Here is an 11968-nt window from a genome sequence, read left to right on the forward strand (position 1 = left end):
GTACGGGGCCTTCGTATTCGGTTCCTACTCGGCGGCCGCCAGCGGCGGGCTGAGCTCCTTCACCTCGGCGATGCGGCCGAAGTCGAGCTTCACGATCTGGTCGGCGCAGTCGAAGTAGCGGTCGTCGTGGGTGATCACGATGACGGTCTTGCCGCGTTCCTTGAGCTTCACCAGGATCTCCCGGTAGAACACGTCACGGAACTTCGGCTCCTGATCGGCGGCCCACTCGTCGAACATGTAGATCGGCCGATCCTCGAGCAGCGCGGTCAACAGCGCCAACCGCTTTCGCTGCCCCTGCGACAGGGCGATGGTCGACAGGCGGCCGTTCTCCACGGTCACCTTGTGATCGATCTGCAGTTCCTTCAGGTACTTGCGGACCTCGTCGTCGATGCCGTCCTCGAAGCCGAGGTAGTCCTCGAACAGGTGGAAGTCGGTGAAGACCGCCGAGGTGTTCTGCCGGAACCACTCGATGTTCTCGTGGTCGATCGTCTCGCCATTGAGCGACAGGTGGCCGTTCTGCGGGACGTAGAGTCCCGTGATCAGTTTGGCCAGCGTCGATTTGCCGCTGCCGTTGCCGCCCACGATGAAGGTGATCTGCCCGGGCTGGAAGGTCAGGTCCAGCGGGCCCAGGCTGAAGCCGGAGCCGTCCGCCTCGGGCGGGGCCACGGGCGCGCCCATCGGGACGGGCCGTCCGTCGTGGCCGCCGTGGTCAACGAACCTGTGCCCGTTGACATCCGGGCGATCGCTGCCGGGCCGCGGACCGTGCCCGGGCGGCGGGCCGCCGGGACGACCACCACCCGGATGCGGTCCGGGCCGACCACCGACCGGCGCACCCGGCGCGCCGGGCCGTCCACCCGCACCCGGGTGCGGCCGCGCACCGCCACCCGGGTGGGCTCCGGTGCCGGGCGGCGGGCCACCCGGAACGGGCGGGAACGCCGGCGGCGCCTCGGTCAAATAGTGGTAGCTGACGTCATTGAGCTCCAGCCGCGCCGCGGAGGCGGCCGGGCGCTCGGTGTAGGGCAGCGTGGATTCGTCGTGCGCGGTCTGGATGGACAGATTCAGCGAGCGAATCTTGGCCAGCGCCACGTCACCCCGCAGCAGATCCGGAATGCGGTGCATGAAGTTCTGCATGGGCATCGAGAGGAACGTAGTGACCAGGACGTATCCGACCATGGTGTTCTGCGGCAGATCCAGCGCGCGGGCCAGGCCGAACAGGATCAGGGCCATGGTGCCCAGCTGCAGCACCTGACCGAAACCCTGGGCGAAGGTGAACTTCGAACCGGCCTCGACATTCTGGACCCGCAGCTTCTCGGCCGAGCCGAGCAGGTGCTTGTCCATGAAGTCGCCGCGCCGTCCGCGGTGCAGCTTGAGCTCCTTGATGCCCAGCGACACCTCCTGGAAGGAGCGGATCAGCCCGTCCTCGTTCTCGCGGGCCTCCTTGTACAGGTGCCGCACCTTCTTGAGAACCGTTTCGACACAGGCGATTCCGAGCAGCGTGCCCGCCACCGTGGTGGCGAAGATCGGGCCGGACACGATCGCCAGGAAGATGAAGCACCCGATGATCGTGGCCAGGTCGATGCAGATGCTCGGAATGGCCGTGACCGCCTGCGACAGTGACCGCACGTCCTCGGTCAGCGTCGCGATCAGGCGGTGCTGACCGAGCCGCTCGAGATGCTCGAGCGGCGCGGACACGATGCGGCCGCTCAGGTCCGCCCGCAGGCGGTAGATCGCTTCCTGAGCCAGCCGGATCAGCAGCACCTGCGAGATCACCCCGCTGATCAGGATGATCAGCGCGGTCGCCACGAAGGCCTGCACGGTGACGGCCGGGTGCGGTTCCGGTGACACCACTCCCCGAATCAATGTCACCAGATAGGTATTGGCCGCACCGCAGACCAGACCGGAGGCGATGACGCCCGCGATCCGCATCCACGAGATGGAGATGAGGAATCTGAGTAGTTGCATGACTGCTGAGCCTTTTGCTGGGGCCTATCGAAAAGGGACGGATGCCCGTCTCAGGGGCGGATGATGTCGAAGAGCACGCCCTCGAGGGTGACGCCCGGCGCGAAGGAGAACGCCACACCCGTCGAGATCGGCTCGTCGGCCTGCTGCGCGATCATCTGCTCGAGCACGAAGATCAGCGAGACGCTGAGCATGTTGCCGTACTCGGCGAGCACGTCCCAGCTGGTCGCCGCCCGCTCCGAACCGATGCCCAGCGAGCGCACCGACTCCTCGATGATCTTCGGGCCACCCGGGTGGATCGCCCACAGATCGACCTCGGCCTTGGTCATGCCGTGCCGCTCGAGCACCCGGGTCACCACCGGATCGACCCCGCGCAGAATGTACTGCGGCAGGTTCTCCGACAGCTCGCAGGTGATCCCATTGTCGTTGACGCCCAGGACGATTCCGTCCTCGGCATCGTCGAACAGGTAGCTGAAGCTGTCGCGGATGACCACCGCGCCCGCCGGTAGCTCCTGCTGCGGGTTGCTCGCCCCGATGACCACCGCGCCGCAGCCGTCGCCGAAGAGGCTGTGGATGATGACGTCATTGATGTTGTCATCGAACACGGCGTTCACCGAGCTCAGCTCGAGGCAGATGACCAGCGCCTTCTTGTCCGGGTGCGCCCGGACGAAATCGACGGCGGCGCGAATGGAGTTCATCGCGGCGGCGCAGCCCATGAAGTTCACCATCACGCGGTTGATTGCGGGCGACAGACCGAGCTGCTTGACCACGGCCACATCCACGCCGGGCGCGATGAAACCGGTGCTGGTGGCGAAGACCAGCATGCCGATCTCCGACGCCGGATCCTCCAGGTGCTCGATCGCGCGCCCGGCCACATCCACGGCCAGCGGCACCGCGTGGTCGTAGAAGGTGTTCATGCGGTCCCGGATGGTGCCGACTTCCTTGCTGTAGGACAGGAATTCGGGATCGATCGGATTGACCGCCAGGTGCCGGGTGGTGATCCGGGTCTTCTGGTAGATCCGCGGGATCCGGGCCTGCTGGGCCGGATCGCTGAACAGCCCGGCCACCTGGGCGGCGGCGTCGGCCTGCGAGAAGATCTGCGTCGGCGAACCGGTCGCGATGCTCTCGATCACGCCGACGGTGGTCGGCGGGGTCGGCGGCAGGGGGGCCGGCGCGAAGTCGTAACCGGGTTCGCCTCCCACGAACCGGGTCGAGGACTGCGCGGCGGGCAGAGCGCCCCCTTCATCAATGGTGATAGACACGAAATACTCCCCTCGAATTTTCCAAATGACGACCCGCGGTGCGATCGGCGCATGTTCTGGAAAGCTCCAGTCGAGCGCACCGCGGTCTGGAATCGGTTCAGACGGTTCCGATTCCGGTGAAGCCCTGAACCGTGTAGACGGCGCAGGTCTTCAATGCAAGCGGCGAGAAGTGCTCCTTCACGAACCCCCACTTGCGCTCCACCGCGTCGTCGGACGGCGCGAGAATGTAGGTGCGGATCTGCTTCGGGAAGCGGTCGGTGAAGAAACTCTTCGCCGGCAGCCACTCCACCCCGAACTTGGCGGACTCCTCGCGGAGCACGTCCTCGGTCGCGATATTCGCGAATCCGCTGCGCTGGTACGGCAATACGTGGTGCACCCGGTGCGAGCTCAGGCCCGCGGACAGGAAGCAGTCCACGTAGCGGTTGCCGACCACCTTCAGGTCGTAGGCCTGCTGGATCTGGTCGACGCCCCAGTCCTCGGAGTTGTGTTCGAGCTCCTCGGATTCGACCTCGAAGTCGTGGCTGGCCACCACCAGGAAGGTCGAGACCCACAGGGTGAGCACGAATTGCAGTGCCCAGGCCCAGAAGTCGCCCATCACGGTGAACACGATCAGCTCGCCCAGCAGCAGGAACCGCACGCCGAACGATCCGATGAAGTGCGGCAGCGCCCCGCCCCAGGTGCCGTACATGTCCTTGATGCCCACCTTGCGGGTGAGGCGGCAGACATCGAGCAGGCGCATGAGCATGCCGGTCACGGTGTGGCCGAACTTGTGCAGGGTGTGCACCGGCACCCGGTACAGCCGCGGGATCCGCATCATCATGGTGAAGACGTTCTTCTTGATGTCGACTTCACTCTGGGTGTGCGGGTGGTGCAGCAGCGCGTGGCCGTCCGCGGTCACGAAAGCCAATGCGACGTAATTGAAGTCGAAGGCATTCGTGTAGATCTTGTTCATGCCCTTCTGGGCCCGGTGGATGGCGTAATGCCCGAAACCGGCCAGGCCACTGCGCAGCAGCACCATGGCGATCACGAACACCGGCAACGGCATCCAGCTGCGCTCGAACAGCCGCAGCCCCTGCACCGCGAAGTAGGCCACCGCCAGCAGGGCCACCACGATGTTGAAGTAGGTGTCCATGCGGCGGATCCGGGCGGCCAGCTCGGGTTCCTTGAGCCGCGCCTTCACCTTGTGGAGCAGGTCGTCCTTGTTGTCGAAGCTGAACTTCGGGGTGTCGCGCCAGCTGTCGAAGCCCTCGTTGAAGAGGAAGGCCGGCGCATTGGCCTTGGGGTGGATGTCCTCGGGCAGCGCATCGCGATCCAGCGAGTACTTCTTCAGGATCTTTCCGATGGCTTCCGGATTCTTGTGGTACGAACCGACAATCGAGGTGATATCGCGGTTCTTGGTCCGGCCGATGAAGAACTCGCCGCCCGGATGCTTGGAAATCCAGTCGCTCAGGTCGTAGGCTTTGCCGTTGTAGACCCAGACATTCGAAATCGGGGGCGGGCCATCCAGCGGAGGACGGCGGAACTCACCCTCGGGTTCTTGGCGTTCGATCGTCGCGTCGGCTTCCGGGCGTTCGATCGTCATAGCATCCCTCCACACGCAAGCTCGACGTTTGAACTGAACTTTCGACTCAAATCGTCGGTCCTGCGGCTTGCATTTCACTCAACAATCGCTTGTAGCGCTCGAGTTGCGGTTGCTGCGGACTAACCGGCTCGGCACCGGTCTGTAATTCTTTGGACTCACCGGCATTTCGCATCGGGATGCGCAAATGCCAAAGCCGGTCCGGGGTGGCGTACGACAGCCGTTGCCGCCGTTATGTTTCCCCGAACCGGCTCCGAACTCACATGGCAGGGTGGAGCTTTACGCTCAGCTGCCGGGCTTGGTGACGTGGACCGGCTTGGCCCAGTCGGACAGGGTAACCGTGACGGTGCCGGAGTCCTTGGTCACGATGGCGCGCACCAGGTTCGGGCCGGTGCCCGGGGACGCGGCCGTGGACGGCAGCGTGGTGCCGGTGCCGCTCGGGGGAGCGACGTCCTTGATGTACAGGGTGATCGGGAAGCTGCCGCCGTCCTTACCGATCTGCGGGACGATCGGGTCGAAGACCTTGGCGTCGATGGTGCCGGACACCTTCACGGTGTCCACGCCGTCGATCTTCTCGCGGCCCTCGGCCTTGGCGTTCTCCACCTTGGCGATCACATTGGCCAGGCCCAGGTCCTTGTCCAGGAGAACGCCCGGATCGTAGATCTTCTCGGCGGGGCCGACGGGGGCGTACTTGCTGCCGTCGCCGGTGTAGAGGGTCTTGTCGACCACCAGGAACTTGGTGGTGGTGAAGTCCGCGTCCTGCTTGACCTTGACCTTGGCCTCACCGATGGCCTGGCCCTGGCCCTGCGGCTGGTTGGTGACGTCGCCCTTGAGGCTCTCGACCGGGAGGGTCGGGAGGCCCTTGACGTCGAGCACCACGTGCACCGACTGCAGGGTCTGGGTGGTCTTGGCCGACTCGGCGACGATCTGCGCGCCGTCGGGCAGCTGGGTCGGCGCGGCCGCCGCCGAGGTGGTGGCCTTGCTGTCCGAGCTGGAGGACGAGGAGCAACCCGTCACCAGGGCGGCGGTCGCGGCCGCGGCGATCACGAGCGGCAGGACGCCACGCCGGATGCGGCGTCGCGGTGTGCTTTTGGCTTGGGACATCACTTCATTCATGTACAACCCCCGAAGTCCATTTCGATCTCGTAGTGAGGGCAGCCTTGCCGCTGCCCGTCGTAGTATGCAGGAGTTCGCCCGCGTCCGCGTCGAACGAGGCGATACTCCGGCATCCAACCAGCACCGCGTTCGTGTCGCCAACGTTTTCGATCTTCCAGCTGCACAGGCGATTAACCTGCAACCCGGTAATGTCCCACGTGGCGGCAAGTGTTAACAGTCGCGCCGAGCTCGCAGCAAGCCGAGCGACCGCTTATTTGTATGCTGTTCTGTCGCTGAATGTTTGCCAAACGGTCGCCGAATGGTCAGACCGCTGTTTCTCCGAATGGTTTCAGCGCTGTGCCGCTTCGTGAATCAGGTCCGCCAGCTCGATCGGCTTCGACCACATGGGCCAGTGTCCCGTCGGCAGGTCGAGGTATTCGGCGTCGATATTGCGCAATTCGCGGAACAGCGGCGGCTCCCCGGCATCGCGTAGCTGCTGGACCAACTCCGAGGGGTAGCTGGTGCAGATGAGCGTGGTCGGAACCTTCAGCCGCGCAGCCGAATCGCTCAGCGTGATCGGCCGTCCCGCCACCCCGGCCGGGACCGATACCGCGCGTTCGCGGAAGCGCGCCAGCTGCGCGTCATCCAGTCCGGCCAGGCTGTTCCCGGCCGCCTCGACCTCTTCCCAGGTTTCCGGTAGCGGGAAATCCACCGCGTCGCCCAGCGCCGGGTTCAGTACGAACCCGTCCGGCATGGGCGCGGTGTCGGCGTAGATGGCGCGCGAAAAGACCTCGGGCGCCAGATCGGTCGCCATGTAGGCGGCCGCGCCCGCTCCCGAATGCGATACCAGCACCGCCGATTCCCCGGCCGCGTCCACGATGGCCCGCGCCTGGGTCTCGAGCGTCGCCGAAAGTCGATCCGGGTCCTCTGGATCCAGGCCCGGCAGCGTCAGCGCCGTCACCTCGTCCCCGAGCCCCCGAAGGTGTTCGGCCACTTCATCCCACGCCCATGCGCCGAGCCAGAACCCGGGTGCCAGCAGTATCCGTGCCATGTCCCGAAGCATGGCACACCCCACCGACAGTCAAAACCCATGTGTCCTAGGGGCTCTTGACGACCCCTCGGCTTCGAGCGCAGTATGAACAGACGTTCATGAACAGTTGTTCATAAGGAGTCGAGCATGACCGAAATCGTGAATACCGCCCAGTCCGAAGCCTGGAACGGCTACGAGGGCGAGCACTGGGCCGGCAACTACGACCGCTACGACGCCGTCAACCACGGCTTCAACGAACCCCTGCTCACCGCCGCCCGCGTCACCACCGGCGACCACGTCCTCGACATCGGTTGCGGCAACGGCCAATTGACCCGGGCCGCCGCCCGGCGCACCGCCACCGCGACGGGCGCCTCCGGATCTGCGATGGGAGTGGACCTCTCCGGCCCGATGCTCACCCGAGCCCGCGAACTCGCCACCGCCGAGGCCGTCCCCAACGTCACCTTCGAACAGGGCGACGCCCAGATCCATCCCTTCCCCGACAACGCTTTCGACGCCGCCCTGAGCCGCTTCGGCATCATGTTCTTCGCCGACCCCACCGCGGCCTTCGCCAATATCGCCCGCGCCCTGCGCCCCGGCGGCCGCCTCGCCTTCGTCGCCATGCCCCCGATGCCCGGCACCGACCTCGGAGCCGTATTCGGCGCCGCCGCAAACCATCTCGACAATTTCGTCGTCAGCCCATCGGTAGGCCCGTTCTCCGATCCCGACCGCATCCGAACCCTGCTGACCGCAGCCGGTTTCACCGACATCGCCACCGAATACCGTGAGGCCGAGGGCATCTGGGGCCGCGACGTCCCCGACGCCACCGAATTCATCATGGGCTGGGGCCCCGTCCACTACCACCGCACCCTGGCCGGCTTCGCCACCGACGACAAAGTCCGCCAAGCGGTCTCGGAAACCCTCACACCCCACGCCACCCCCGACGGCGTCCGCCTCCGCATAGCGGCCTGGCTGGTCACCGCCACCACCCCGCTACCGTAACCACATGTCCCCGAGAAAGGCAGCAGCCCTGCGCGGCTCCGACGACGCCCTCCGCGACCACCTCGTCACCACCGCCCAGCGCCTGATCGCCGACCAGGGCGCGGCCGGCCTCACCGTCCGCGCCATCGCCCGCGCCGCCGGCGTAGCCGACGGCGTCCTCTACAACCACTTCTCGGACAAGGACGAATTGCTGGCCGCCGCCGTCGGCGCGCACGTCGCCGCCGCGCACGCCGAGCTGGGTCCGCTACCCGAGCCCGGCACCTCGACCGTCCGCGCGAACCTGGTCATTTACCTGCGCGCTGGCTTGGCCTTGCATCGCGCCGTCCTCCCGGTCTTCGCGGGTCTGCTGTCCACCCCGGCCGTACTGACCCGTTTCGCCGAATCCGAAGCCCGCGACCGCGACTGGCGCGAACAACTGGCCGCCTACCTCCAAGCTGAACGCGATCTGGGCCGTCTGGCCCCGACCGCCGACATCGCCGCCGCGACGGCGGTACTCGTCGGCGTCTGCCACGATGCCGTCCTCACCACCCTGCTGCCGGGCACGACGGCGCCGCCCACGACGAGACCGGAGATCGATGTGGACGCCATCGTCGCGACCCTGCTGGTTGGAATCGCGCCGCCCGCCTGAGCCGTCCGCGGCTCACCCAATCCGTCCGCGCCCCACGAAAACGGCCCGCCGCGACCGGGTTTGGGTCGCGGCGGGCCGGGAGCTGTTCGAGCGGTCGATCAGTAGACCGGGCCGGTGTACTTCTCTCCCGGGCCCGCGCCGGGGGCGTCGGGGTATTCGGAGGCTTCGCGGAAGGCGCGCTGCAGGGACTGCAGGCCCTCCCGGATCGGGCCGGCATGCGGGCCGAGGTACTCGACGGACGCGGTGACCAGGCCGGCGAGGGCGGTGATGACTCGGCGGGCCTCGTCGAGATCGAGATGCGGGCTGGTGGCAGGATCGGCTTCGCCGAGGCCGAGCTTCTCGGCGGCGGAGCTCATCAGCATGACGGCCGCGCGGCTGATCACCTCGACCGCGGGGATGTCGGCCAGTTCGCGGACCACCTCGCCGTCGATGAGGGCCGAGTCGTCGTTCATGATTGCCTCGCTCATGGGGTAGAGCATCCCATCGAGCGGGTCGGCGCTGGTCGCGGGGGCCGCCGATTCGGAGCTCACGGCTATGAGTGTTAGACTCTTCCGCGACGACCGTCCCGGACTGATTCATGCAATCGACTCGGGGCATCAAGTGGAGCCCGACTCCCACCGTCCACCGGCCTAGAGCTTGGTAAGACGGTCCGGTCGCCCATCATTTACTTGATGGGTTCTGCGCGTGGGTTTTTCCTGCGTGTGGCGTGATGCGGCATGTTCGCGTCGCGGATCGGTCGACTCGGGCCCCGTGGTGGTGAAATACCAGCACGGGGCTTTCGTGTTGAAATTGGGGTTGCAGTTATTGCTTGCGGTCGTTGACGAACCGCTTGACCTAGGAGGCCCCATCAGCACTGAGACCCGCATCAACGATCGCATCCGCGTTCCCGAGGTCCGACTCATCGGACCGGGTGGCGAGCAGGTTGGGATCGTGCGTGTTGAAGATGCACTACGCGTCGCTCAGGAAGCTGACCTCGACCTGGTCGAGGTCGCCCCGGATGCACGCCCGCCGGTGTGCAAGATCATGGACTATGGCAAGTTCAAGTACGAGACCGCGCAGAAGGCGCGTGAGTCCCGGAAGAACCAGGTCCAGACCGTGATCAAGGAGCAGAAGCTCCGGCCGAAGATCGACGACCACGACTATGCGACCAAGCGCGGACACGTGATGCGCTTCCTCGAGGCCGGGTCGAAGGTCAAGGTCACCATCATGTTCCGTGGTCGCGAGCAGTCGCGTCCGGAACTCGGCTTCCGGCTCCTGCAGCGACTGGCCGCCGACGTCGCCGATCTCGGGTTCGTCGAAACTTCGGCCAAGCAGGACGGCCGGAACATGACCATGGTCCTCGCTCCCCACAAGGGCGCGAAGACGCGGGTGAAGGCCCAGAACGACGCGAGCTCGTCGCAGCAGCGCAGCAGTGCGCCCGCGGCGGCTCCGGCCGAAGCTCCGGTTACCGACGCTGCCGCGGCTCCGGCCGAGGCACCGGTCACCGACGCCTCGGCGGCCACCCCGCAGCAGTAATAACGACAAGCACCGTGGACAGGGGGTCACCCCTGTCTCCGGTACGACACAGATAGAGGAAATCCATGCCGAAGATGAAGAGCCACAGCGGCGCCTCGAAGCGATTCAAGGTGTCGGGCAGCGGCAAGCTGCTGCGTCAGCAGGCGAACCGCCGCCACCTGCTCGAGCACAAGCCGACCACCCGGACTCGTCGTCTGGACGGCGTGGAGGTCGTCGCGAAGGCGGACGTCGCTCGCGTCAAGAAGCTGCTCGCCAAGTAATTCGGGCTGAGCCAGCCGCACGCGATCCGTTCGCGGAACGCATAAACCGACTACCTCGGGCGCATCAACCCCTCGGGTCCACGCGAAGGACCCAGCGCCCCCAACGATCAAGGACTGAAAAGTGGCACGCGTCAAAAGGGCTGTCAACGCTCAGAAGAAGCGCCGTTCCGTTCTCGAGGCCTCCAAGGGCTACCGCGGTCAGCGGTCGCGCCTGTACCGCAAGGCCAAGGAACAGCAGCTGCACTCGCTCACCTACGCCTACCGGGACCGCCGGGCGCGGAAGGGTGACTTCCGTCAGCTGTGGATCACTCGTATCAACGCCGCCGCGCGTCTGAACGACATGACCTACAACCGCTTCATGCAGGGCCTCAAGGCCGCCGGCATCGAGGTGGACCGCAAGATCCTGGCCGAGCTCGCCGTCTCCGACGCCGAGGCCTTCGCCCAGCTGGTCGCCGCCGCCAAGGCCGCCCTGCCGGCCGACGTCAACGCCCCGGCCGCCTGATTCGGCCTGCGTGACAACACACGATTCGAAACGACCCGCGGACGCGCTCTCCGAGCGCAATTCGCGGGTCGTTTCGGCTGTCAAGCTGCATCGCGGACCGATGCGCCGCAAGACCGGGCTGTTCCTGGCCGAAGGCGCGAATTCGGTTGCCGCGGCGCTGGATACGGGCCGGATCGAGGAGCTGTTCTTCTCCAACCGGGCCGCCGAGCGCGAGCACGAGCTGGTGGCGAGCGCCGCCGCCCAGCGGGTGCGCACCACGCTGGTCAGTGACCGCGCCGCGGAGATGCTGGGGGAGACCGTGACCCCGCCCGGGCTGGTCGCGGTGTGCCGTCAAGTGGATGTGCCGCTGCGCGAGGTGCTCGACTCCTCGCCGCGCATGCTCGCCGTCCCCGTCGAGATCGCCGACCCCGGCAATGCGGGGACCCTGATTCGCGTGGCCGACGCGGTGGGCGCGGATGGTGTCGTGCTGGCCGGTGATTCGGTCGATCCGCACAACGGCAAATGCGTGCGCGCCTGCGCCGGAAGCCTGTTCCACGTTCCCGTGGCCCGCTCCCGCGACATCGACGCGACCCTCGACGCCCTCGAAGCGGCGGGCATCGCCATCCTGGCCACCACCGCCAAGGGCGAGGTCGACCTCGACGACGCCGACGAGATCCTGCGCGGCCCGGTCGCCTGGCTCTTCGGCAACGAGGCCCACGGCCTGGACAAGGCCGTCGCCGCCCGCGCCACCCACCGCGTCCGCATCCCCATCCACGGCCGTGCCGAGAGCCTGAATCTCGCTGCCGCCGCGGCGATCTGCCTCTACGCGAGCGCGCGCGTCCAGCACGCGCGGTAGCCGCCGGGCACCCCCGCCGCGCAGTCCCGGGCCGGTGGCGGTCCGCCGACCCGGCAGCGCGCCCGGTGCCGCTCGGCGGTCTGGGATGCGGGTTTCGGAGGTCGCCGTGCTCGATCGGATTCGAGCGGATTGCCAAGTGCCGCAGCGAAAGTTCCACTCCCCGGAGGATCGGCGGCAGGTTGATGGCCAGAGGGGAGTGGCCACGGCCGCACGGGCGTCGCAGGGTCGTCCGGCGCCGCTCGGCGGGCCCGCGATGTGGCCGTACCGTGCGATTCGGTGTGCTGGGGATTTGCCCGTATTCTTT

The 11968-nt window shown here is 66.8% G+C and carries 12 protein-coding genes; 6 read left to right on the top strand and 6 right to left on the bottom strand.

Annotation, left to right across the window (positions count from 1 at the left end):
• Positions 1–24: 24 nt before the first annotated feature.
• The 5 genes from ON43_RS13150 to ON43_RS13170 form a co-directional block, all read right to left on the bottom strand.
• The gene (locus tag ON43_RS13150) at positions 25–1962 is read right to left on the bottom strand and encodes an ATP-binding cassette domain-containing protein (RefSeq protein ID WP_051178364.1); all 1938 of its coding nucleotides are present in this window, start codon (positions 1960–1962) and stop codon (positions 25–27) included.
• Between the two features lie 50 nt (positions 1963–2012).
• Positions 2013–3161 carry a type III polyketide synthase gene (locus tag ON43_RS13155; RefSeq protein ID WP_245568572.1) on the bottom strand — a complete coding sequence of 383 codons (1149 nt, stop codon included), beginning with the start codon at positions 3159–3161 and terminating at the stop codon, positions 2013–2015.
• A gap of 157 nt (positions 3162–3318) precedes the next feature.
• Entirely contained in the window at positions 3319–4803 is a 1485-nt protein-coding gene (locus ON43_RS13160; RefSeq protein WP_040807282.1) for a fatty acid desaturase, read from the bottom strand.
• Between the two features lie 282 nt (positions 4804–5085).
• The gene (locus ON43_RS13165; RefSeq protein ID WP_040807283.1) at positions 5086–5916 is read right to left on the bottom strand and encodes an LppX_LprAFG lipoprotein; all 831 of its coding nucleotides are present in this window, start codon (positions 5914–5916) and stop codon (positions 5086–5088) included.
• A gap of 328 nt (positions 5917–6244) precedes the next feature.
• Positions 6245–6946, bottom strand: coding sequence for an alpha/beta fold hydrolase (locus ON43_RS13170; protein ID WP_040807286.1), 702 nt, complete (start codon positions 6944–6946; stop codon positions 6245–6247).
• A 126-nt stretch (positions 6947–7072) separates the two neighbouring features.
• Here ON43_RS13170 and ON43_RS13175 point away from each other — a divergent pair, with 126 nt between their 5' ends.
• Both ON43_RS13175 and ON43_RS13180 read left to right on the top strand, forming a co-directional pair.
• Positions 7073–7924, top strand: a complete 852-nt coding sequence (locus ON43_RS13175; protein WP_040807288.1) for a class I SAM-dependent methyltransferase — start codon at positions 7073–7075, stop codon at positions 7922–7924.
• Positions 7925–7928: 4 nt separating this feature from the next.
• Complete coding sequence (locus ON43_RS13180; protein WP_040807290.1) at positions 7929–8552, top strand: TetR/AcrR family transcriptional regulator; 624 nt, start codon at positions 7929–7931, stop codon at positions 8550–8552.
• A 98-nt stretch (positions 8553–8650) separates the two neighbouring features.
• Here the strand turns inward: ON43_RS13180 and ON43_RS13185 are convergent, their stop codons facing one another.
• Positions 8651–9019, bottom strand: a complete 369-nt coding sequence (locus ON43_RS13185; protein WP_040807393.1) for a DUF1844 domain-containing protein — start codon at positions 9017–9019, stop codon at positions 8651–8653.
• 328 nt (positions 9020–9347) lie between these two features.
• Between ON43_RS13185 and infC the strand changes: the two genes are divergently transcribed.
• From infC to ON43_RS13205, 4 genes are all read left to right on the top strand, one after another.
• Positions 9348–10067 (top strand): translation initiation factor IF-3, encoded by a 720-nt coding sequence (infC, locus tag ON43_RS13190; RefSeq protein WP_040807394.1) that lies wholly within the window; start codon positions 9348–9350, stop codon positions 10065–10067.
• A 65-nt stretch (positions 10068–10132) separates the two neighbouring features.
• Entirely contained in the window at positions 10133–10327 is a 195-nt protein-coding gene (rpmI, locus tag ON43_RS13195) for a 50S ribosomal protein L35 (protein WP_033090982.1), read from the top strand.
• A 121-nt stretch (positions 10328–10448) separates the two neighbouring features.
• On the top strand, positions 10449–10829 hold the full coding sequence (gene rplT, locus ON43_RS13200) for a 50S ribosomal protein L20 (RefSeq protein WP_040807291.1): 381 nt from the start codon (positions 10449–10451) through the stop codon (positions 10827–10829).
• A 10-nt stretch (positions 10830–10839) separates the two neighbouring features.
• Positions 10840–11664: a TrmH family RNA methyltransferase gene (locus tag ON43_RS13205; protein WP_040807292.1), complete on the top strand. Its 825-nt coding sequence runs from the start codon at positions 10840–10842 to the stop codon at positions 11662–11664.
• Positions 11665–11968 lie beyond the last annotated feature (304 nt).

This window comes from Nocardia concava NBRC 100430 (genome assembly GCF_000308815.1).
In the GTDB taxonomy this organism is placed as follows: Bacteria; Actinomycetota; Actinomycetes; order Mycobacteriales; family Mycobacteriaceae; genus Nocardia; species Nocardia concava.